The following is a 23,358-nucleotide window of genomic DNA, read 5'->3' as shown; positions in this document are numbered from 1 at the left end:
AGGCTAGGCGATTGTCCCGGACAGAGGCTGCCGTCTGATCCCAGGCTTCAGCGCCCGCGATCGCGTGGGCCCGCTTCCGCACACGAAAGCCGAGTGGTCCAGGCGCGCGGCCGACGATCCCGCCGAGCTTTTGTCCGACGAGCAGGTCATTTTCGAGCGAGCTTAGTTCACCGCCCATCTTCCCGCTCCCCTCCGCGCCGCCGCCCAAAGAGGTGCGCGGCGCCTCAGCCTCGGCGCATACGCCAGTGAAAAGCTGCCGAAACATCCGGCGACCCGGCAATGGGGCTCAACATTCCTCGGCCAGCCTGCCCTAACCACGTGTGGTTGCTCTCCTTTGGGGTGCGACAATCTGCACTTTCGAATTTTACCGTCCGTTGAGCCAGACTGGCTCTTCTGCTCCGACGGTTACGTTGGGGGAAAATGCAAATGAACTCGTCGCAAGACCGCTCGCAAAACAAAGCCCCTCCTCTAGCGCCGCGGTGCGTCAGGTCTTTCGACATCTCCAGGGCCAGCGCGGCCTAAGCATGGCTTCGCGCCTTCAGCTCTATCGCCATTCCGCTCACCGGCAGGGCCTGCCTGCCGCCGCAGCGCTGTTCGTCGCATATGTAGCCGTCGAGCTCTGCATCTGGCTGTTCTGCCGAGACATCAGCGACGCGGTGGCGTTCTTTCCCTCGAATGGCGTTCTGCTCGCTGGAATCCTGATGCTGCCGCCTCGATTGGGCCTAGCCTTCTGCCTGGCCTGCTTCAGCGTCGACCTGGTCCACAATTGGATCGGCCGGATCGACCTGACGCATGCAATCCTGTTCAGTAGCCTCAACCAAGCCCTGGCCTTTGCCAGTGCGGTGGCGACCCGCACCTTTTGCGGCGCTGCGCTCGATCTGTCGCGGCCCAGGCGCCTGTTCATTTTCGCGCTTATCGCCCTGAGCGCCGCTGCGGCCGAGGCCTTGATCGGCCAAGTCCTGCTCGCGCTGATAGACGGGTCATTCAACGACTTCTGGGACGCCTGGCTGCAATGGATGCTCGAGGACGGTCTGGGCCTGCTCGTCGCCACGCCGGCGGCGCTTTTGCCCTTCAAGCAGGAAAGACTCTTCCGCGCCCCAGGCGGTCGTCTTGAGCGTTCTCTTCTGCTGGCCCTCACCGTCGTCGTCGCTGTCGCGTCGTTCGCCTTGGACCAGTTCATCGCGCTGACGCTTGTGATGCCGCTTCTAGTGCTGATCGCGTTCAGGGCCGGACCAGGCTGGGTCTATGTGTCGGTGCTGGCGACCAGCCTCGTCGCCATGTCCCTGACAGCCAATGGTCATGGACCGATCGCCTTCATAGCGCCTACGGACCCCTACCGGCAGGAGTTCATGGTCCAGCTCTTGATCGCCTCGATCTTCGCTACGGCCGTGCCGGCCACCGCCGCGCTGGGGGCGCGCAACCGAAGCGCTCAGCGGCTGGAGCGCGCCTTCGCCGCTGTGCGTAACGCCAAGAACAAGGCCGAGGCGGCTAGCCGTTCGAAGTCGGAGTTTCTGGCCAATATGAGCCACGAGATCCGCACGCCCATGAATGGAATCATCGGCGTCGTCGGGGCTCTGGCCCGAACCGACCTAGCGCCGAAGCAGCGCGACATGGTCCATCTGGTCGAGACCAGCGCCGACTCTCTGCAAGTCCTGCTCAACGATGTACTGGACATGGCGCGGGTCGAGGCGGGCGAGCTGGCGATCCACCCAGAGCCCTTCGATCTGCGCACGACGTGTCGCGCCATTGTCGAACTGTTCCGCGCCAAGGCGGAGGAGAAGGGGCTGAGCTTCGAGCTGGAAATCGCACCAGAGGTCGCCGAGCGTCACATCGGCGACGCCGCGCGCTTGAGGCAAGTGCTGGGCAATCTCGTCTCCAACGCCATCAAGTTCACGGAGCGCGGCCGCGTCGAAGTCAGAATTGACGCCACGCCGGAGGTCGACGGCGTGCAAGCTTTGGCCCTGGCGGTCGTCGACACCGGCATCGGCTTCGACGCCGAGACGGGTCAACGTCTGTTCGCGCGCTTCGCCCAGGCCGATGGCTCGATCACGCGGCGGTTTGGCGGCACGGGCCTTGGTCTGTCGATCTCACGGGCCCTAACGCGTCTGATGAACGGCGAGATCGAGGTTGCGTCCACGCCGGGCGAAGGCTCGTGCTTCACGGTCCGCCTGACGTTGCCCGTAGCGAACATGACGAACTCGGCCGCGTCCTCGCCGGCTCTGGCCAGTCCCGCCCTAGATGCTGGGCGCACCTTGAAAGTCATGCTGGCCGAGGACCACGACATCAATCGCCGGGTCGTGGCCCTGATGCTGGAGGGCATGGATGTCGATCTGACCATGGCTGTCGATGGTCAGGACGCGGTCGCTCGCTTCCAGCCCGGCGGGTACGATCTCATTCTGATGGACATGCAGATGCCGGTCATGGGCGGCCTCGAAGCCATAGCCTCCATTCGCCGGACCGAACGCGACGCTGGCGCGCCGGCGACGCCGATCGTGATGCTCACAGCCAACGCCCTGCCGGAACACCAGGTGGCCGGGCTATCGGCCGGCGCCGACGCCTTCCTGATGAAGCCGATCGTGGCCGTCGACCTGCTCGAAACCATCCGTCGTCTCACGGCGGCAGCCGACGAGGCGGCATGAGGGTGTTCGATATCGACCGCCTTGCGCTGCGGTACTGCAGTTACCCCTCGACCTGAAGCCCATAGGCTCGGATGAAGGTATCGGCCGCCGCCTTGGCCGCGCCGACGAGGTCTTGTTCATCGCCCCTGAGCAAGGATCCCTCCAGCAGACGTTGAACGGGCCCGGCTTCGCATAGGGCGTGAAACTGGTTCACCGCCACCCACGGGTCGGCGCGGCGCATGAGGCCTTGGTCCATCGCCGCAGCGAAATCCTCGGCCATCCGCGACCAGCCGCGTTTGGGTCCGTTCTCGTAAAAGAGTTTGCCGAGCTCCGACTTAGCGCCTTCGGCATAGACGATGCGGCGGAATGCCAGAATCTCTTCGGCGGTGATGAACCGCACAAAGGCCAGAGCGAAGTCCTGCACCGCCAGGTTCAGGCTCTCCTGGTTGCGGAAAGCTTCGAAGAGCGGCTGGACCTGAGCGGCGCCTCTTTCCAGCATCACGGCGATAAATAGATCCTCCTTGGAGGCAAAGTAGCTATAGAGGGTTTGTTTTGATCCGCCCAATCGCGCGGACACTTGGGCCATGCTGGCGCCGGCGTAGCCGCGCTCCAGAAACACGCTCTTGGCGGCCTCCAGGATAGCGAGCCGTCGCTCTTGATTTTTGACTTGCATCATTGGCCTCCCCGACACTTTGCCAACGCCCCGCACGCTCTTAACGCCGAAGCGCCGCCCGGCATGACCGGAGAAATTGCAGCGTCTGGGCGCCCTTCAGCTCCACCGCGGAGATGCGTGTCCTCAGCCGTCCGCCCTTGGAGAAACCCTAGCCGGTCAAGTACAGCGCGACACGCCCTTGGCGGCCAGCACGCGCCGCGCCATGAACCGGCCCTGGCGATAAAGGGCCGCCAGGCTGGCGACGAAAGCTACGGCGCAGACGCCGGCCAGCAGCCGTAAGGCCGTTTCCGCGCCGTGCGCCAAGCTTAGCATTGCAAAGACGATCGGGCTCAGGAACTGTCCCAGGAAGAAGGCGGTGTTCCACGCCCCGGTGCTGCGTCCCCGGTGGTGGGCGTTGTCGCCGCCGGTCGCCCAGGTCAACAGGGTCGGCAGGGCCAGGCCCGAGCCGACGCCGTTGATGAAGGCGCCCGCCAGGGTTCCGGCATAGCCGGTCTGGTGCGCCATCAGGAGAAAGCCAGCGGCGGACAGGGCGAAGCTGATGGCCATGCGAGCCGCGACGCTGCGCCTGGCCAGGATCCGGAACAGCACTGAGCCCAGTGGAACCGCGGCCGCCGCCAGGGCCGCCCCCAGGCCGATCTGGCTTGGCGCGGCATAGCCGCGGGTCGTCAGCAGGAACGGCAGCTGGATAACCACGACATAGAAGGCCACCGAAGCCAGAAGTGTCGTCAGAGCCGGTGCGGTCAAGGCGCTCCATCCACCGTCCACGACGGGTTCCTGACTCGCCGGGACCCCCGCGACGTCAACCGGACGGCTGACCAGGCGCCAGACCAGCACGGCGAAGATCGATGGCAAGGCATAGACGAAGAAGGGCGTGCGCCAGCTGACTTCGCCCAGAGCCCCGCCCAGCGCCAGGACGACGATGGAGACCAGGGTCGCCGACCCTGTCTGCAGGGCGAACCACTGCTCGCGGCTGGGCCCGTCGAAGAGATCGGCCAGCAGCGCGGTCCCGGCGGTCATCACCACCGCCTCGGCCACACCCACAACGCAGCGCGAGGCCAGGATCGCCGGCAGCGTGTCGAGAAGCGTGGGCGCCAACCCCGCGGCCGCATAGAGCAGCAGCCCGCCAATCAGCACGCCGATACGGTCCACGCGATCGATCAACAGACCGATCGGCACGGCGAACAGCGCCACCATCAGGGCCGGCAGGGCGATGGTCAACTGGACGAGTTCCTTGGCGTTGGGCGCGTCGGCGAAATGGCGAGCCATCAGCGGCAGCACTGGCGCGATCAGGGAGGTGGCCATGACCGCCAGCCAGGCGACCGACACCAGGATGAGGCCCTGAAGCGCCAATGGCGCGGCGCGCGAAGATCTGCCGATGGGGAACGTCACGATTTCACCTCCCTACAAGCGGCGCGATTTTTCGCCGCTTGCTTAAGCTACAAAATTATCGATATATGAGAATAACGTCAATTGCAGACATTGACGCCGAACAACGTCGACTGGGGCGTCGGCGGGCGCATGGCGACGAGCCAATGCGTCCCGCGCACGCGCCGAAACGGCCGAAAGAGCAACGGGGAGAGAGACAATGCGGCAAGTATCCTTGCTGACCTTGATAGTCGCCAGCGCCTGGGCGACGGGTGCTGCGGCGCGACAGGAGGCGGCGACGCCAGCGGCGCCGGCCGCCGACACCGCGATCGCGGAAATCATCGTCACGGCCGAGCGCCGCGACAGCAGCGTCCAGAAGACCGCCGCGGCGATCTCGGCTCTGACCGCCGCCCAGCTCGAGCGTCAGGGCGTCACCCAGCCTCAGGACATCAGCAAGGCCGTGCCGGCCCTGAAGATCGCCACAGGCGGCGGCGGCTACACCCAGTTGGCCATCCGCGGCATCGGCACGCTGTCGGGCAACGCCTATTCCGAGCAGGCCGTGGCTTCCAATCTCGACGGCGTCTATGTGCCCCGCCCGGCCGAGGTGAACGGCGTGCTGTTCGACCTGGACCGCATCGAGGTCCTGAAGGGGCCGCAAGGCACGCTCTACGGCCGCAACGCCACAGCCGGCGCGATCAACATCATCACCCGCAAGCCCAGCTTCACCACCGGCGGCGACCTGACGCTGGAAGCGGGCAACTACAACCAGCGCCGCGTCCAGGGCGCGCTCAACCTGGCCCTTTCCGACGCCGTCGCCATCCGGTTTTCCGGCCAGGTCAACCGCCACGACGGCTATCTGAGCGACGGTTATGACGATGCCGACGAGAGCGCCGCGCGGCTGCAGCTGCGAATGGCGCCCAATGACGCTGTCGACTTGACCCTGTCGATCGATCACGCCGAGGTTGACGCGCACGGCGGCGGCGCGGTTCAGAGTCCCTTCGTCGATCCGGGCTCGCCCTATACCGGCGCCAGCACCGCGGCCGGCCAGGCGATCTTCGTCGCGGCGGGCCTCAAGCCGGTGCTGAACGACGGCTATCTGGACTTGAAGACCACTGGGGCCGGCGCGACGCTGAACTGGAAGACCGGGCTTGGGGCTCTGACGGTGATCCCGGCCTATCGGAAGATGGACTTGGACACGCGCCAGTACGCGCCGGGCTTCCTGCTGGAGGACTCCGAGACCTCCCGCTCGCGGTCGCTCGAGGCGCGCCTGGCCTCTCCGACTGACGCCGCGCTGAGCTGGATCGTGGGCGCCTTCGCCTTCGCCGAAGACCAGACCACCAACATCTTCACCGATCAGAGGGTGACCTATTCTCGCGTCATAGCCCCCAAGCTTGACACCCGTTCCTACGCCCTGTTCGGCCAGGCGACCTGGCGGGCCACCGACCAGCTTCGCCTGACGGCCGGCGTGCGCGCTTCGCGTGACGAAAAGACCCTGCAGGGCACGCGCCTGTCGCCGCTGCCGGCCGTTCCGGCGGCGGCCTATCCGGCCGTCTGTCCCAGCCCAGCGACCTTCAGCGCCTCGGCGGGAACCTGCACTTCGCCGATCGCCGGCGACGCCACCTTCAAGAAAACCACCTGGAAGATCGCCGCCGAGTACGATCTGACCCCGTCCAACCTGCTCTATGCGAACCTCGGCACGGGCTTCAAGGCCGGGGGGTTCTACTCCTCCCTGGCCCCTAACACCTTCCAGCCCGAGAACCTGACGGCCACGGCGATCGGCTCCAAGAACCGGTTCCTGGACAACCGGCTGCAGATCAACACCGAGGCCTTCTACTGGCGCTACAAGGACAAGCAGGTCACCCACCTTGGTCCGGTCACGCCGAGCGGCTTTGACCTGATCACCGAGAACGCCGGTAAGGCCACGCTCTACGGGCTCGAGGTCGACATGATCTGGAAGCCGACGGCGAACGATCAGATCAGCGCCAACCTGCAGTATGAGCACAGCCGCTACGGCAGCTTCGTCTACAACCAGTCGACCACCACCGGCGCGCCGACCACCAGCTGCAAGGTCAGCGCCACGACCGCGGCCTCGGTCGTCTTGGTCGACTGTTCGGGTCACCGCCTGGCGCTGGCGCCGACCTGGTCGGGCGGCGTCACCTACAGCCGCGGCTTTGACCTCGGCTCGGGACGCGTGGAGGCAGAGATCACCGAGCGCTTTGAGTCGAGCTACTGGGTCGGCGACGAGCAGGTGCTGGGCCAAAAGCAGAAGGCCTACAACAAGACCGATCTGCTGGTCAGCTACACGCCGGGCGACGATCGTTGGACCTTAAGCGTCTATGGCCAGAACCTGGAGAACAAGGCGGTGATGAGCTCATCCTTTGTCCAGCCGGTTCTGGGCGCGCCCTATGTCACCCTGCGTCCGCCCCGCACCTGGGGCGCCAGGCTCTCGGCCCGGTTCTAGGCCACTTGGGGGCGCGCCAAATGCGCGCCCCTCCTTTTTTCACCGGCCTGTTCAAGACAGCAAGGCCGCCTGCGCACGACGGGCCTCAGCCTGCTCTGCCGCACCTATCGCGCACGGTGATCTGGGCGGACCGGGGCCCGTTGGCAGTGCGCCGTGAGCGGGAGCCGCCCGCCGCCGCTGTTTCAGGGCGCGGCCTCCAAGTCGATCACGCGCACATCACCGCCCGCCTCCCCAAGCGCTATTTCGAGAATGACATCGAGGCCGCCGAGGCCGCGGCCAGGCGGAAGAGTTCACATTCCTGACACTTGTTTCGGCGTTCGGCGGATCTAGCCTGGGCTTAGCTTACCGGCTCCGGGCGCAGGACACCGAGGACTGGTCTTCGGTCTTGCGCATCCCGCCCGTCCGGCGACGAACTCTGAACGACGAACGGCTTGGCCGAGAAAAGCTGAAGGTCATACCGGCATTTGCAAAGGCGCACCGCCCGGGCGGCGCCGACCGTTCGCCATCCAAACTCGCCACCTGCGGCTGCAGAGCACGGCCGCTGAAGCGTGCGTGGAAGGCTGCACCCCAAATCGCCCGCGGCGCCCGGGGACGGTGAACGACACCCAGCAATAGGGTCGGTGTCGGCCAGAAAAAGAGCGCTAGGAGGACTCCAATGACCACGAACGACAATGCCGCGCGGCTGCAGGCGAACAAGGATGTCGTGACGCGACTGATGAGCCGATTGTTCGATCCGGCGACGAGCGACACTCCCGAGACCCGCGCGCTGATGACAGAGAATTATATCCAGCATAATCCGAACTTCGCCGATGGCCCGGACTCGGTGATGCGCTTCCCGCATACGGAGAAGGCGCGGGCAATGTTCGGCGTGCTCAAGTTCGCGGGGGAGCGGCTGCTGATCGCCGAGGGAGACTATGTGATGATGATGCAGCCGGTGTATCGCGACAAAGGCGATGGCAGCGGCGAGTCGTTCGTGTCGTTTTGGTTCGACCTGTGGCGCATGGAGGACGGCAAAGCGGCCGAGCACTGGGACTACGCGGATTGGGACCCCGATCTTGCGGGCAAGCTCCATGGCTGATGGTCGCCGCCCGCGCGCACCGTGCCTCGGCGGGCCCCTCTAGGCGGTCCAACGCCATCTTGTTTCAGCTCGCCGACCCTTGTCGGCGAGCTCATGCATCCAGGAGCGCATCAGCACCACGACGCACAGTTGGCCTCGCCAGTTTTGCCCAGCAGGCCTTTGAACGCCACCTGCTGAGCACCACATCGGCCAGTACTCATTCACTTTTGTCGCGGTCGTGGATCACGGGGACGTTTCTCCACCGTTAGAGCGCGGATAAGGCGGCAAGCTCGCGGCGAGCACGGCGCCCAGGATCAGAGCTCCGACGACGATCGGCGAGCCGGGCGCGTAGGCGCCCCATTTGTCGCGTAGGACACCAAGCAGCACAGGTCCGATGCCGAGCGACAGCGTTGTTAATCCGATGGCCACTCCGAAAATCGTCGAGGCGTTCGCCAGACCGAAATATCGGCTTGTGAAGAATGGCAGCAGGCCAGCGACCGCGGCGAACCCCGCGCCCATCATCGTGAGGCCGATGATCACAGCCCAGTCCTGCGACGTCAGCATCGCCAGAAAGCCGATCAGCGGAACCATGAAAACGATCGCGAGCATGCCTGGTCGCCTCAGGCGATCTGCGGCCGCGCCGGCGATCAGTGCGGCGAAGGGCCCGACGAGCGAGTACAATGTCAGCGCGAAAGTCGCGATTCCGGGGGATACTGCCCGTTCCGCGCTCCAAGGAACGAAGTGGCTCACCACGCCGCTGCACGAGGCGCAGACGAGCGTCGAGGAAAGCATTACGGTCCAGAACGCCCGGCTGGTGAATGCAGCCGTCGGCTTGACGCCTTCAACCGCCGAGCCTGGCATCATCGCCATGGAGGGGGAGACCGAGTGCGGTGCCTCCCGCAAGAAGAAATAGGATACCGGCAGAGCGATGAGGACAATCGATCCCGCAAGGACCAGATAGGTTTCGCGCCAACCGATCTCGATGATCAGGGCGCGCGCAACGACAAGCATCAAGGCGGTGAAGATCGCCACCGAGCCGCCGAGGATGGCGCTCAGTGCAACGCCACGGCTTCGGTCAAACCAGCTCGAGACGACTTTTGCCAGCCCCACGGGGCCGCAGGTCGCAGCCAGCGGCCCCATCAGCGCTGAAACGACATAGAGCATGACCAGGCTGCCGTTCAGAAAGGACATGGCGACAAGCGTTGCAGCCCAAGCCACCAAACCAGGCAGCAACACCTTGCGCACCCCGAGCTTGTCGATCAGCCGCCCGACGAGTGGTCCGCTGAGCGCACCCGTTACGCCGGAAATTAACATCGCCTGTGGGAAGATCGCAGCACTCCACTGGAACTGCCGAGACACCGGCTCCAGGAACTGCGGAAATGTGCCAAAGAAGATCGGCGCAAAACCAAAACCCATGCAGATCGCACAGGCGACCGCAACGGCGACGGCTTTGCGGGTCACCTCGGATCTAACCGGCTCTGCGGCGATGATCCCGGGGCCTTCATCGGCAGGTATTGGACCCGATGTACCTGTCATGCGCTGCCCTTCCATGTTTCCCCTTTTTCCGTTCGCGCGCGCACGCTCACCCAGCCTCGCCGTGTTCGCGACCGGCGCACCCCGACCGCGGGCAATGCCGACGGCCGTGAGATACCCTGCGTGGGAGATCCCACTCGGCGAGCGCCACCATGTGGATATGTGCGGCAGCGACCGATCGAACGAGGGGGCGACATCATGACGGAGTCGCACGCTTCATCCCCGCCTTTTTAGGCTGACAATTTACCCAAACCAGTAGTGGCTATTCCTCGGCCGCCCGATTGGCTGTCGCATGGCCCGCGTGCAGACCGCCCTCTATCGCCGTTGGCGTCTTCAAACCGCGCAACTCAGATGTCAGGCGTCTGCTTTTTTGGGGGGAGGCAGCCGCCGCGAGCTCTCCAATTCCCACCCCTTGTTCGGCGCCCGCTTCGCGTTCAGTGACGGAAAATCCGCGGGGCGCAGAGAACAGGGGCGTCAACGGCCAAACGCCGCACTCGCGCCCTGCTTGATTGACCTTAAAAGCGCCGACACCCAAGCTCCCCGGAGCGCTTACACCAAACCACGTCGACGCGCTCCTGCTGAAGGAAAAAGGCTTTGGTCACTGCTTATCGGGTCGATGCGCCAAATTTTTCATCTCAGCATCGTTCTGCGGTCACGCTGGTGAGACCGAATGCTTTTTTCGAGGCCATCGTGGGTGCGACGGCTTCGGCAAAGAAGGCCGCCTGCGCTATCGCCAGGCGGATCGAAGGGGATCTGATCGCGAGAGGCTGGCCGATCGGGACAATCTATGGCTCTGAAGCCGAGTTGGCCGATCGCTTTGGCGTTAGCCGCATGGTTCTGCGCGAAGCCGTCCGCATCCTCGAAAGCCGCGGAACAGCCAGAATGCGGCGCGGCCCCAATGGCGGCCTGCTGGTGCTGGCGCCTGAAATGGCAGCCGTACTGGAAGCCATTCATCGCTATGTCACGTCGCATCGCGGCCTGGACCTGCAGGGCAGCATCTGCCGACAGGTCCTGAATGCAGCGCACTTGCAAACGGCCCACCCCAGTTCGGGGAGGCCGATAGGCGCCGGCATGGAGGACTTCCTGGCCGGCCTGACCGCCGCTGTGGAACACTACGCCCGCGAAGGGGCCGAAGGCCGTATTGCGATGAGGGCGACGCCAGGCGCTCGTTCGCGGGCGGAACAAGTTTTTCGTCTACTCATAAAAGATCTAGGAAACGCCAAAGCCGATAATCGACGGCTGGGATCCGAAATGGATCTTTGTGAACGTTATGGCGCTGACCGCAGCGTGTTGCGCCAAGCGGTTCGAATGCTGGAGTTTGAAGGCGTCGCTGTGTCCACGGCAGGCCGCGGGAAGGGATTGATGACCCGCTCGCCCGATCCTACGGCCCTTTGCCAACTCATCAGTTGCTACTTCGCCGCCGTTGGCGTCACGCCCGACGATGCGATGGCGGTCTTCAAGCGATTGAGCATCGAAGTCGTTTCTATCGCGGCAAGGGTGGCGACGAATTCGGATCGCACCCGCCTGAAAAGAGCGCGGCGATTGCTGTCCGAGCGCCACGGAACCGTAAGCGCCGATGTCATGCAGCTGGCGGAGGAAAGCCAGTTCCGCATCGTCAGCGAACCTCTGATAGACATCCTTTTACGATGCACCAAGAGCTATCCTAGCTGGTCATCGGCGCTCCGCGATCCTGACGACGAACTACTGGGCGCCCTCTATCGCGAGGAAACGCTCAAGGTGATCGCGGCCATACTCGATCGAAACCCCGTGGCCGCAGCCGCAGCACAAGCAGCAAAGGTCGACCGCCTCGCCGCGTTGATCTGACAGCTGCGGCGGGCCTTCAACCCAGCAGGGTTCCTCCGGTCGCGTCGATCAGCTGGCCCGTGATCCAGCCCCCCTCGTCGCTCGCCAGGAAAGCCACGATGTTGGCGATATCCGCAGGGGCGCCGAGTCGCCTCAGCGCCGACTGGGACTTTGCGTGTTCCACGAAGGAAGGATTGCCTTGCGCCATGCGCAAGAACTCTTCTGTGGCGGTGGGCCCCGGCGCGACCGAGTTGACGGTGACGCCACGCGGACCAAGCTGCTGGGCGATTGTCTTGCTAAAGACTTCCAGCGCGCCTTTGGCCATCGCGTATGAGACAACGTCCGGATTGACCACACGAGATGTGCCCGACGAAATATTGATGATGCGCCCACCATCGCGAAGACGAGGAAGGGCGCCCTGGACTATAAAGAAGGGAGCCTTCACGTCGACGGCGAAGGCCTTGTCGAACGCTTCCGGCCTCAGGACATCGACCGCGCCAAACATGATCTGGCCGGCATTGTTTACGATGATGTCGAGACCTGATTGGCCTGAACACAGATTCAGGCCGCGATCAAAATCCTCAAACATCTTGGCTAGCGAGGTCTCTGGCGTATGGAGGTCCGCCTGGATGGCGAACCCCCTCCCCCCCGCCTCTACGATCGTGGCGACGGTCTCTTCAGCCGCGGCCAGGTTGGCGCCGTAGTGAACCGCTACGGTCGCGCCATCGGCCGCCAACCGCTTGGCGATCTCACGGCCGATACCACGACTGGCGCCGGTGACCAGCGCGACCTTGCCTGCAAGGTCAGCCATCTCACGACGCTCCCAGGACGTTGGTTTCGCCAAGCAGCTGACTCGTACTGTACCAATAGCCATGTCCGGTGCTGCGGAGGCGGAAAGGCAGAGCCACCGTCGCGACCGGCGGCGCATTGATATCGCTGGCGTCCAAGATGAGCAGTTCGCTACGCATCTCCTGATGCTTGCCTACAACCGTCAGAATATAGCCTTCCCCTTCCGGCGCATCGTTACTTTTAGGTACAAATTGGGGCTCGCCGATCGAGCAGTCGTCGCCGGCATAATATATCTTCGACGGCTTGTTCCCGTTGACGTCCATTGTAGCGACCCACTGGAAGCCGTGACCGACCCGTTCTTGCCCTGGAACGTCGAGCAGATTCATCGTCACGAAATTGTAGTCCATCGTCTCAAATCGCGTATCAATGCGCGGTAGCTCACAGGGATATTCAAACAACTTCTGCTCGGTGAAGTGATCGCCTTCGCTTTCCATATCGATCACGATGCGCTTCATGTACGGCATAGTATCGGCCGGGCTGAACGCGGAGCCATCGACGTTCGGGAAGAAATGGAAGAAGGAGCGCTTGCTAAACGTGTTGTCCGCATAGATGTAGCGCCCGTCGTCGAAGGCGCCGACAGTATGCCCATGGCATTGGTTCGGTCCCTTGAACCACCTGATCTGGTCACCATTGCCCTTTCTCGGCAGCACGCCGAGATAGACCTCTTCGTTCGGATCCCACTTGAATGCCGGCTCGCGCCGCTCGATCCATTCTAGCTCGTGGCGAAGAGGCGTAATGGGGAAGACCACATAGTGTTCAGTGACCATGATGTCATGCACCATGCAAGTATAGGGAGCCTTGAACCAGGCCTCGTGAATTATGCGCCCTTCGGCGTCCGCCTCGTAATAGGCGACATCCCGCGTTGCAGGACCCGCCGCGCAATATCCGAAGAAGATCAGTTCACCGGTCCGCGGGTCGATCTTCGGATGGGCGGTGATCGCCTTGGCGGTTACAGCGCCGCCCCAGTCATATTCGCCGATCGTCTCGAGCGTGAACGGGTCCATCTCGATCACCGGGCTGTCTTCTTTCATCGCGAATAACTTGCCCGCGTGGGCCAGCATCGTGACGTTGGCGGTGCCGCGGCTAAGGCCAGCGACAGACGGATCGTCGGTGAACGGGTTGCGATACTCTCCGAAAAGAGCCCGACCGGCCTTCTCCTCCGCCACAAAACGCGGCGTGCGGACATAACGCATCTTGAAGTCGACCCTGCCGTCCTTGAAATAGAAGCAGGACGCCATCCCATCTTCGCCGAGCATGAAGATGTCGTTCTCCACGAAGGCGGGCCACTTCCGATCGCCAATCAGGCGGAAGAAGCCGCCGCTAAGCTCTTTTGGCACCTCCCCCTGAACGACCTCCAGTCCAGCCAGGTCGATCTCCGCGCGCATCGGCGCCTCGAAGTTCTTGAAGTCGTTGTTTGGAAAGCGAATGCCCATTGTCGTGACGCCCTACCTGGAAATCGTCGTTTGATGCCGTCATGAAAGGTTGCTCCTGGCGGGGACCCGTAACCAGCCGCAAGAATCCAGCCAGGCCAGCCGGTCTCCGGGTGAGCGACAGCCATTGCGACGATTTCTGGACTTTCAGCATCCTTGGCGGCGACCGGGAGACACCGCGGTGATGAGCTCTTCTTGCCTCCAGCCCGTTCTGGGGCGCTCTATGTCACCCTGCGTGCGCCCCCAGCTGGGCGTCAGGCTTTCGGCGGGGTTCCAGGTCGCGCCTGGGTCTGCGCCGCACGCGCCCTTAAATTCTGCAGCCGTCTGTTCGGACCGCAAAGCCGCGTGTGCTAGAGGACCAGAAAAGGAGGAGCTCGCCCTTTGACGACCGCCGATCGCGTCCTGTCCGTTTTGCAGCTCTTTACGATGGCCGAGCCCGAATGGACGGTCGAGGACGCCGCCCGTCGGCTGGAAGTGCCCACCAGCACCGCCTATCGCTATTTCCGGAGCCTGGTAGATGCGGGCCTGATCGTGAACTTCACGGCCGGCCGCTATGTGATCGGGCCGGCGATCATCGAACTCGACCGACAGACGCGCCATCTTGACCCGTTGATCCTGGCCGCCCAACCGACGCTAAGCGCCCTGGTCGAGCCTCTGGAGACCACGGGCGTCAGCCTGCTCTGCCGGATCTACCGCCGCACGGTGATCTGCGTGGATCAGGGCCGCCCACCTGGCCGGCCGCTGGAGGTCAGTTATGAGCGGGGCCGGCCGATGCCGCTGTTCCGGGGCGCGGCCTCGAAATCGATCACCGCGCACATCACCGCTCGAACCCTCAAGCGCTATTTCGAGGATGACATCGAGGCCGCCGCCGCCGCGGGGCTCGGCGCCGACTGGGAAACCTTTAAGGCCAAGATGCGCGAGATCCGCAAGGCCGAGGTCTGCGTCACCTGCGGTGAGCTGGATCAAGGGTTGCTGGGCGTGTCGGCGCCGATATTCGCGCCAGACGGCGACATCCTGGGCAGTATTGGCGTGGTGTTGGTGCGCGCGCAGATCGACGCCGCCACTGAGCGCACCTGGGTTGAAACGGTCCGGCAAGCAGGCCGCACGGTCACCCAGGCGCTAGCCGCCCACGCCACGCCGCCCGTCGCTCAGAACACCCTGACCAAGGCAGAAGCCCCGGGCGCGGCCTGAACCGTTGGCACGGTTCCGAGCAGCTCATTCAGACGCGCGGCGAAGGCGGCTGTCTCCTCGGGCAGGAAGGCGCCGGCGACATAGCGATCAGGACGGACGAGCAGCACCCGCCCCGCCTGGCCCACCAGGGCCGTTGCGTCCCCGGACGACAGGGCCAGGGCGGTGACGTTGCTTGCGCCGGACGCGTCGACCCCGCCGCCCAAACGCACGATCCTCGGCGCCAGTCGAGCGATGGCTGGGCTAGCGGCGATCCTGGCCAGAACCTGTGGCTCCACCTCCACGCCGATCAGGGCGAAGCCGTCGCCCAGCCAGGCGTCCAGGAGGTCCTCACCACCCTTTCCGTCCCTGGCCTTGGGCTGGGGCAGGAGCCGTCCGACCACGGTCTTACGCTCCGATTGGCCGTCGGCGAGGATGAAGCCGGCGTCGAACCTGGGCTTGGGCTTATATTTCATCTCGGCGAAGTAGTCGCGCGCCGCGGGCCACAGGCTGAGGGCCCGGAACGCGGTCTGGGTCGCCAGGCCGTGCCAGTACGTCTTGGGCCCCATGATCCGGCCCATCCGCAGGGCCAGCTGGATCATCGCCCAGACGTGGTCGCGCCGTTCCTGCTCGTAGGTTTCCAGCAAGCTGGGCGGCGCGCGCAGAGCCAGGACCCAAGCCAGCTTCCAAGCCAAGTTATGCGCGTCGCGCAGACCGCTGTTCATGCCCTGGCCGGCGAACGGCGGTGTCAGGTGGCAGGCGTCGCCCGCCAGAAACACCCGGCCTTGCCACCATCGCGGCGCCAGGCGCGCGTGGAAGGTGTAGACGGTCTTGCGCTTGATCACGCTGCCGGCGTCGGCGCCATGGTCCTTCAGGAGGTTGGCGACGACCGCATCGTCCAGAACCTGCTCGCTGGTCTCGCCTGGCAGGAGCTTGAACTCGTAGCGACGGGTGAGTTGTGGGCCGGGCAGGGCAATGCAGGGACGGCGTACGTCGCAGAACACCTGGGTTTCGCGGCTGGCGCAGGGCGAGCGCTCCAGATCGACGATCAGCCACTTCTCGGCGAAGGTCTCGCCCTCCAACGTCAAGCCAAGCTTGGTGCGCACCGCGCTCCAGGATCCGTCGGCGCCAACGAGGTAGTCGCAGGCGACCTGGACCTTCTCCCCGGCCGCCGTCTCTAGCGTGACGACGACGCCGTCTTCATCCTGTTCGAAGTCGACGAGGGTGGTGCGGAAGCGCAGTTCGACATGAGCGAAACGCTCCAGCCCCTTGCGCAGCTGCGCCTCGAGGGTGGGCTGTCGAAAGGCGTTGCGGCGCGGATAGCCGTAGGGTTGTCCGGTCGGGTGCACCTTGAGAAAGGGCTGTCCGCTCGGCGTGCGATATTCCGAACCATAGCCGGCGACCACGGTCGGCAGGACGATGTCGATCAACCCCGCCGCCTGTATCGTGCGCAGCGACTCATCGTCGATCGAGACGGCGCGCGGCTCGGAGACGGTGCCGGTGTTTCGCTCGACAACCAGGGTCTTTGCGCCATAGACGCCCAGGAGATTGGCCAGGGTCAGGCCGGTGGGCCCGGCGCCGACGACGATGATCGGAACATGGTCGAGCCCGCCCTTGCCGACGCCGGTGCGCGATCTGGTCTTGGCCGCCATCACTCAGGTCTCGTCCGCGACAGTGTTGACCAGCAGACCCACACCCGGGATGTCGATCTCGACAATGTCGCCGGGCTTCATCCATACCGGCGGTTCGCGCTTGGCGCCCACGCCACCCGGCGTGCCCGTGAGGATCACGTCGCCAGGGGACAGCGTCGTGAAGGTCGAGATGTAGGCAATGATGCGCGGGATCGGAAAGAGCATGTCCGACACCGGCTGGCTCTGCATGACCTGGCCGTTGAGGCGGGTGGTGACTGTCACCGCGCCCAGGTCCTCAATCTCGTCGGGCGTCACCATCCAGGGGCCTAGCGCGCAGGTCTGCGGAAAATTCTTGCCCGGGGTGAACTGCTGGGTGTGCCACTGCCAATCGCGGATGGAGGCGTCGTTGGACGGGGCCAGGCCCGCCACGTGGGCCATGGCTTCGCCCTCGGTGATGCGCCGACCTCCCCTGCCGATGATGACCGCCAGCTCGCCCTCGTAGTCGAGGCTGGTCGACTCCCTGGGGCGCAGCAGCGCCGCGCCGTGCGCCGTCAGGGTGTCGGCAAACCGCAGGAAGACCGACGGATAGCTGACCTTGGCGCGACCGGTCTCCTGACGATGGCTTTCATAGTTGTGGCCGATGCAGAAGATCTTACCCGGGCGCGACACCACGGGCGCCAAGACGACCTCGGCCAGGAGCACCCGCGGAGCCTCGGCGATGGCGGCCTTGGCCACATCCAGCGCTTCGGCCGCGATCAGGGCCTCCAGGTCGGGATATTGCTCGCCGAGCACCGCGCCGACGTCGATCACATGGTCGCCGTCGACGAAACCCCACGAGGCCGCGCCCGCGGCCCTGAAGCTCGCGATCTTCATGTCAAATCTCCAGAATGTTGATGCAGGCGGCGGGTCAGCTTCGCAGCAGGCCCTGGCCCCAGCTGTTGAGGGTGCGTTCTTCGTGCGGCCAGGAACCGACGGCGCGATCGGGCTCAACGATTTCGAGTTCGGCCGAAATCTCCACCCAGTTGCCGTCGGTGTCGTGGACGAACATGAAGAGGTTGTCGCCGGGGCCGTGCCGGCCGGGGCCCCAGACCAGCGGGATGTGATGGCCGGCCATGTGGTCGCCCCAGTCGCGGATCAGCCCCCAGTCACCGGCTTCGTAGCAATGGTGATCCAGACGGTTCTCGGCGGCCTGGAACACCGCCAGGCTATGGTGCTCGGCGCTGCAGCGCAGGAACGAGGTCCGCACGCCACCGGCCTCGTCGACAACCACGTCCGACAGCGCAAACCCCAGCACGGCTTCGTAGAAGTCCGCCAGGCGATGAGCATCGCGGCTGGCGAAGACCACGTGCTGGAGCCGGGCCTCCCGCGCGGCGGCCCCGTCATGGACCGCCGCGGCCTCGTGGCGGGCCGGCAGGCCGAAAACGAAACAATTGCCGTCGGGATCGCGCAGGCAGACCGCTTCGGGCCCGAAGAGCGGGGATGGCGAGGCCTCTAGCGCCACCTTCGCTGTCGCGGCCCGCTCGCGCAGGGCCGCAAGGTCGGAGAGGTCCTCCACGGCGTAGGCGGCGAAGGCGAGCGTCTTGGGCGCGCCGGGCTGGAAGATCAGCGTCCGCCCCTTGGCCCGCCCGATAAGGCCGGGCGCGGCCGCCTCGACCCGCAGGCCCAGCGCGCGGCCGTAGAAGTCGGCCAGACCGGCTGGATCGGGCGAGGCCAGGGCCAGATGGTGCAGGCTGGCGCGAATGGCGGCGAACATGGAATCGGGCATGTCAGACAGCCTTGATGGAGGACGGTGAAACCGCCCGGCTCCAGTTGCCGTGCAGCGCCATGCGCATGCGCAGAGGCAACTTGACGGTGGCGACGGGACCCTCGCCCAGCCGCAAGGCGTCGAGGACGACCATGTCGGTGGTCCGCTCGTCCAGGCGATTGACCAGGCTCAGCAGATAGCCGTCGCCTTCGCGGATCGAGCCGGTGCGTGGCACGAACACCGGCTCCTGGAAGCAGGAGGCCTCGTCGGCGAACCAGGTTTGGATCTTGCCCGTGGCGATGTCGAGGTGGGCCAGCTGATTGAAGAACTGGAACGGACGCGGCCCGACGCGGTCTTCCGCATAGGGCTTGGTCGGATCCATGGCCATCATCCAGCCATGACGGTGGGGGCGCAGCGCAACGCGATCGTCGATGCGGGGGAATTCGGCCGGGAACGGCGTCAGCGGCGACATATCCAAGCGACCGCCCTTGACCGAAAGGTCGAACGTCCAGCGCACGAGCTGCGAGACCAGGGTCTCGGGCGACGGCACGAAGCCATCCGCGGGCGGGAAGAAGTAGAAGACGTTGCCGTTGGTCGAGGTCATGTCCGCATAGACCTTCTCACCGTCGTCGAAGGCGTTGAGGGTGTGACCTTGGAAGCCGTTGGGGGCGGTGAACCAGTGCAGGTCGCCGCCATCGCCATCGCGGCGCATGACGCCGAAATACTGCGGCAGGTCCGGCTGCCACTGGAAATGGCGACCGCCCTGGCGCAGGCGCTCGACATCGACGCTCAGCGGAATGATCGGGAAGACGACGAACCGCTCGGTGACGGCGAAGTCGTGGACCATGGCCGACACCGGCGCCTGCACCCAGATCTCGCGGGTCTTGGCCCCGTGCTCGTCGAACTCGTAGTAGACGATGTCGCGCGAGCCGTCGCCGCGGGCTTCATAGCCGAAGGCGATCATGTCCCCCGTCAGCGGGTCGATCTTGGGATGGGCGGTGAACGGCGCGTCGGTCAGCTGGCCGCCGAAATTCCATAATCCCTTGGTTTCCAGCGTCAAAGGGTCGAGCGCGTAAGGAAGGCTATCCTCCTTCATCGCCAGCAGAACGCCAGCGTGCTCAAGGACGTTGGTGTTAGCGGTGCTGTTGTTGAGACCCAGGACGCTGGGATCGTTGGTTGAAGGATTGCGATAGACGCCGTGGAGCGATCGACGCGCCGCACGCTGTGCTTCCAGGCGCTGGGTGCGGACATAGCGGCGCTGGAAATCGACATGCCCGCCGCCGAAACGGAAGGCCGAGACCGCCCCGTCGCCGTTGAAGAAGATGTCGTCCTCGCGCATCGGCGGAAAGGCCGCGTCGGGCGCGACCGAAAAGAACGTCCCATCGATATCGGTCGGCAGCTGGCCATCAACCTCCAGATCGAAGACCTCGCCCTCGAAACGGGAGGGCCTATACAGCGCGCCCGTGAACTCGCGGGTATTGGGGAAACGTGCGGTCATGGCCAGCCTCAAAACGGATAGCGGGCGGGGGTCGAGCTGAAGGTCAGCCACTGCCACTCGGTGAACTCTTCCCAGGCTGTGATGCTGCCAAAGCGATTGCCGTTGCCAGAGCTCCCCATGCCCCCCATCGGGATTTGCGGCATGTCGCCGACCGTCTGGTCGTTGACGTGCACCATGCCGGCGTGGATCTGCCTGGCGAGGCTCAAGCCGCGATCGAGGCGGCCGGTCTGGATGGCGCCCGAAAGTCCATATTCGGTCTGGTTGGCCAGCGCGACGGCGTGGTCGTCGTCCTCGGCGATGATCACCGGCGCTACCGGCCCGAAGATCTCCCGGCTGAAAGCGGGCATGTCGGCGGTCACCCCGGCCAATACGGTCGGGCGATAGAACAAGCCCTCGTAGGTCCCGCCGGCTGCCAGCTGTGCGCCCTGCTCCACCGACTGGCTGACGATGGCGTGGACGTTGGCCAGCTGGCGCTCGTTGATGATCGGCCCCAGCGCGACCTGCTGGCGGAACGGATCGCCGACCGGCAGATGGGCGGCCTTCTGCGCGAGCGCCTCGGTATAGGCTTGCGCGATCTTGCGATGGACAATGTGGCGCCCCGTTGCCATGCAGATCTGTCCCTGGTGAAGGAAAGACCCCCAGGCGCCGGCCGAAGCCGCGGCGGCGAGATCGGCGTCATCGAGCACGATGAAGGCGTTGTTGCCGCCCAGTTCCAAGGCGACCTTCTTGAGGTGGCGGCCGGCCAGCTCGCCGACGCGCCGCCCGACGGCGGTGGAGCCGGTGAAGGTGATCATCCTCACGGCCGGGTGTTCGATCAGGGCTTCGCCGACGTCGGCGCCGCCGTTGACGAGGCCAAAGACGCCGGCGGGAAGGCCCGCCTCCTCAAAGATCCGGGCCAGGACCACACCGCCGCAAATCGGCGTTTGCGGATCAGGCTTGAGAACGACGGCGTTGCCCAGGGCTAGGGCCGGCGCCGCCGAGCGCATGGCCAGCAGCAGCGGGAAGTTCCAAGGGGTGATGACCCCGACGACGCCGAGTGGCAGGCGCTGGGCCAGGCTCGTTCGGCTCGGATCGGGCGAAGCCAGGATGTGGCCATGGGGCTGGATGAGCTGGGCGGCGGCGTGATGAAGCTCAGCCACGGCGCTGTGCAGTTCGAACTCGGCCTTTGGGCGCAGGCCGCCGCTCTCGCGCACGATCCACTCAAGAATTTCGTCGGCATTGGCCTCTAGAAGGCCGGCGGCCTTGCGGATCAGCGCCGCTCGCGCCTCGGCGGGAACCCCGGCCCAGGCGCGCTGAGCAGCCTGGGCTTTATCGATCACCTCGCGCGTCAAGGCCGGATCGGCCAGACCGACGCTCCCCAGGGTCGCGCCGGTGGCCTTTTCGATGACGCTGATTTCCCCCGCGCCGGCGCGCCATGCGCCGTCGAACAGCGCGCCACCCCAGGCCGCCCCGGCCAGAAGCCTCCCGCTGGGTGGTTCAATCTCAGTCCTGATGGCGGCGACGTCCAGCATTCTGGCCTCCCAAGCCGAAGCCGCCGTTGGTTCTCTCCACAGGCGGTGACGACAAAATTGCTATTATATGAGAATTCTGTCGTCAACTAACTTTGCGGGCTCTTCTGTCTCTCGCGGTCTGAGGTTTTGGGACGGCCGAAAATTGATCCGCGTTTTCAAATCGCGGAGGAGGACGGATGATCTGGCCGCCCGCGAGGGGCTTGATCCGTTAAGGGGGAAAATCGGGGAGCCGATAGCGCGGTCAGCGCGACGACGCCGCCTAGCCACCCGAGCCGCTACACATCGCGACGTGCGACTTACGCTGCGCGCTTGCGATGGGCCTTTCAGGAAGCCGCGGACGTCAGGTCAGCCTGAGGTCATGATCTTTGCAATAGCGGCGCGCCTCTTCAGCATCGGCGAAGACCTGATCGATCAGCGCGGTCACCGAGGCGAACTGCTCCTCCGGACGGAGATAGGCCAGGAGTTCGGTCGACAGCATCTGATCGTAGATGTCTTCATCGAAGTCGAAGAGCCAGACCTCAAGAACGGGCGCCGTTTTGGGAATAGTCGGGTTGCACCCCACACTCGCAACCCCGAAGAAGGCTCGACCGTCGGCCAAGCGGCTACGGACGACATAAACGCCTGTGCGGACGGGGGGCTCTTCGGCCAGAGGAATGTTGGCGGTGGGAAAGCCTAGTTGGCGCCCAAGCTGCAGCCCCCTTGCCACGACGCCTACGATGACCCTCAACGGACGCCCCGCCCCACCCTGCTGATCCGCTCCGGTTTCCAAGGACACCGGGATATTCGGGGGTGGAGGCGTCGTTGGTGACACGGCGCAGGAAGGCCTTGCATCCGAACAGCCAACAGGGGCCCCTTGCGCGTTGGCTTGGGCGCTCATGGGCTTTGCAGGCATTGTCGGAGGAAGTCGTCGATCCGGGCGTTGGCCATGGACGCCGACGGATGTGGCGTTTCGATAAAGGCGTGATCGGCGCCCGGATATAGGGCGAGTTCGGCGTTGTTGCCCGCAGCGAGCCAGCGGCCGTACATGAACATCGAATCGTCGAGCATGGCGTCCAGCGTTCCAACGGTGAACAGCGCCGGCGGCATGCCTTGCAGATCCGCATACAACGGTGAGAGCTCAGGATCGCGGCGTTGATCCTGCCGCGGCGCATAGGCGTCGGCGATTTTGGCGATGTCCTGGGCCTTTAGAACGCCCGTCCGCGCCAGGACTTGGCTCGGCGTCATGGAGGAGTCATAGACCCCAAAGCTCAGAGCCGCGCCAGCAAAGCGCTTCAGCGCGCCTCGCGGTCGCAGCCGCAACAAGGTGGCCACCGCCAGCAGCGCCCCTGCGGATTCTCCGGCGATCATCAGGGTCTCGACCCCGAACCGGGACTTGGCATGCTCAACCAACCACAGCGCAGCGGTCTCGCAGTCATCCCATGCCGCCGGATAGGGGTTTTCGGGCGCCAGGCGATATTCGACGCTGACGCAAGTCAGAGCCGTCTGATCGGCGATCCGTTCCAGCATGGCGTCCTGATGGGCCGCGGCGCCCAGGATGAACCCGCCGCCATGGATGTGCAGCAACACCCCCTTAGGCTCGGCGCAGGGCACCACGTGCAATGAGACCGTGTCGTTCACGGGCACGTCATAGGCTCTCGGCGACGGCGGCGGCGCTGGCATGAAGGCGCCGCTACGGGCTTGCGCGACGCCGATGTCCCAAATGCTGGGGAGATCTCCGATCCGCTTGGCCATGAGGGTGTTGAAAGCGGCGACCTCGGCGGGAATCGCCTCGGGCCCGAACGCGTCTGTGCGCATGTCTCAAATTTATCCGCGCTGCTGGATTTCCGGTAAGCGGATCGGTCCGCTCGCAAGGCACTAAGCGAGGCTTCCAGGACAAACGAGTGGGACAATAGGCTCAAATCCCGCCCGGCATGGCCTTCCTTGGGGACCATCTTGCCCCCGCGCAGGCGAGACGCCCGGCCTCGCGGGCGGCGCGACTTCTAAGCTATCCGCCCTCCAGCCTGCGGCGACCGGACGCA

The 23,358-nt window shown here is 65.0% G+C and carries 17 protein-coding genes; 5 read left to right on the top strand and 12 right to left on the bottom strand.

Going from position 1 to position 23,358, the window contains the following annotated elements; genetic code table 11:
* Positions 1–524: 524 nt before the first annotated feature.
* On the top strand, positions 525–2,639 hold the full coding sequence (locus tag BM066_RS07735) for an ATP-binding protein (RefSeq protein ID WP_018061425.1): 2,115 nt from the start codon (positions 525–527) through the stop codon (positions 2,637–2,639).
* A 40-nt stretch (positions 2,640–2,679) separates the two neighbouring features.
* Here the strand turns inward: BM066_RS07735 and BM066_RS07730 are convergent, their stop codons facing one another.
* Together BM066_RS07730 and BM066_RS07725 are read right to left on the bottom strand one after the other, a co-directional pair.
* The gene (locus BM066_RS07730; protein WP_049801048.1) at positions 2,680–3,291 is read right to left on the bottom strand and encodes a TetR/AcrR family transcriptional regulator; all 612 of its coding nucleotides are present in this window, start codon (positions 3,289–3,291) and stop codon (positions 2,680–2,682) included.
* A gap of 156 nt (positions 3,292–3,447) precedes the next feature.
* Positions 3,448–4,680 (bottom strand): MFS transporter, encoded by a 1,233-nt coding sequence (locus tag BM066_RS07725; protein ID WP_026176450.1) that lies wholly within the window; start codon positions 4,678–4,680, stop codon positions 3,448–3,450.
* A gap of 196 nt (positions 4,681–4,876) precedes the next feature.
* On the opposite strand from BM066_RS07725, the gene BM066_RS07720 reads away from it, so the two are divergent.
* On the top strand, positions 4,877–7,117 hold the full coding sequence (locus tag BM066_RS07720) for a TonB-dependent receptor (RefSeq protein WP_049801028.1): 2,241 nt from the start codon (positions 4,877–4,879) through the stop codon (positions 7,115–7,117).
* Positions 7,118–7,772: 655 nt separating this feature from the next.
* Positions 7,773–8,195, top strand: a complete 423-nt coding sequence (locus tag BM066_RS07715; protein ID WP_089925949.1) for a nuclear transport factor 2 family protein — start codon at positions 7,773–7,775, stop codon at positions 8,193–8,195.
* 222 nt (positions 8,196–8,417) lie between these two features.
* Here BM066_RS07715 and BM066_RS07710 read toward each other — a convergent pair whose 3' ends face one another.
* Positions 8,418–9,635, bottom strand: a complete 1,218-nt coding sequence (locus BM066_RS07710; protein ID WP_255367515.1) for an MFS transporter — start codon at positions 9,633–9,635, stop codon at positions 8,418–8,420.
* 666 nt (positions 9,636–10,301) lie between these two features.
* On the opposite strand from BM066_RS07710, the gene BM066_RS07705 reads away from it, so the two are divergent.
* Positions 10,302–11,531, top strand: a complete 1,230-nt coding sequence (locus tag BM066_RS07705; RefSeq protein ID WP_049801041.1) for a FadR/GntR family transcriptional regulator — start codon at positions 10,302–10,304, stop codon at positions 11,529–11,531.
* 16 nt (positions 11,532–11,547) lie between these two features.
* On the opposite strand, the gene BM066_RS07700 is transcribed toward BM066_RS07705, so the two are convergent.
* Together BM066_RS07700 and BM066_RS07695 are read right to left on the bottom strand one after the other, a co-directional pair.
* Positions 11,548–12,321 (bottom strand): SDR family oxidoreductase, encoded by a 774-nt coding sequence (locus BM066_RS07700; RefSeq protein ID WP_013078882.1) that lies wholly within the window; start codon positions 12,319–12,321, stop codon positions 11,548–11,550.
* Between the two features lies 1 nt (position 12,322).
* Positions 12,323–13,792: a carotenoid oxygenase family protein gene (locus BM066_RS07695; RefSeq protein WP_013078881.1), complete on the bottom strand. Its 1,470-nt coding sequence runs from the start codon at positions 13,790–13,792 to the stop codon at positions 12,323–12,325.
* Between the two features lie 378 nt (positions 13,793–14,170).
* On the opposite strand from BM066_RS07695, the gene BM066_RS07690 reads away from it, so the two are divergent.
* A complete protein-coding gene (locus BM066_RS07690) occupies positions 14,171–14,980 on the top strand; it encodes an IclR family transcriptional regulator (protein WP_089925943.1) in 810 nt (269 codons plus the stop codon).
* Here BM066_RS07690 and BM066_RS07685 read toward each other — a convergent pair.
* From BM066_RS07685 to BM066_RS07655, 7 genes are all read right to left on the bottom strand, one after another.
* Positions 14,938–16,608, bottom strand: coding sequence for a bifunctional 3-(3-hydroxy-phenyl)propionate/3-hydroxycinnamic acid hydroxylase (locus BM066_RS07685; protein ID WP_018113112.1), 1,671 nt, complete (start codon positions 16,606–16,608; stop codon positions 14,938–14,940). The genes BM066_RS07690 and BM066_RS07685 overlap by 43 nt on opposite strands.
* 3 nt (positions 16,609–16,611) lie before the next feature.
* Positions 16,612–17,460, bottom strand: a complete 849-nt coding sequence (locus BM066_RS07680; RefSeq protein ID WP_018061308.1) for a fumarylacetoacetate hydrolase family protein — start codon at positions 17,458–17,460, stop codon at positions 16,612–16,614.
* 34 nt (positions 17,461–17,494) lie between these two features.
* Complete coding sequence (locus tag BM066_RS07675; RefSeq protein WP_018061307.1) at positions 17,495–18,352, bottom strand: VOC family protein; 858 nt, start codon at positions 18,350–18,352, stop codon at positions 17,495–17,497.
* A gap of 1 nt (position 18,353) precedes the next feature.
* Positions 18,354–19,829, bottom strand: coding sequence for a carotenoid oxygenase family protein (locus BM066_RS07670; protein WP_018061306.1), 1,476 nt, complete (start codon positions 19,827–19,829; stop codon positions 18,354–18,356).
* A gap of 8 nt (positions 19,830–19,837) precedes the next feature.
* Complete coding sequence (locus BM066_RS07665) at positions 19,838–21,340, bottom strand: aldehyde dehydrogenase family protein (protein ID WP_013078875.1); 1,503 nt, start codon at positions 21,338–21,340, stop codon at positions 19,838–19,840.
* Positions 21,341–21,680: 340 nt separating this feature from the next.
* Positions 21,681–22,115: a riboflavin kinase gene (locus BM066_RS07660; RefSeq protein WP_255367514.1), complete on the bottom strand. Its 435-nt coding sequence runs from the start codon at positions 22,113–22,115 to the stop codon at positions 21,681–21,683.
* A 98-nt stretch (positions 22,116–22,213) separates the two neighbouring features.
* Positions 22,214–23,134, bottom strand: a complete 921-nt coding sequence (locus tag BM066_RS07655) for an alpha/beta hydrolase (protein WP_018062422.1) — start codon at positions 23,132–23,134, stop codon at positions 22,214–22,216.
* Positions 23,135–23,358: the final 224 nt, after the last annotated feature.

Origin of the sequence: Caulobacter sp. UNC279MFTsu5.1 (assembly GCF_900114015.1) — a bacterium.
Classification (GTDB): domain Bacteria; phylum Pseudomonadota; class Alphaproteobacteria; order Caulobacterales; family Caulobacteraceae; genus Caulobacter.
The sequence above is the reverse complement of the archived record's forward strand: the minus strand, read 5'-3'. Positions and strand labels throughout refer to the sequence as shown.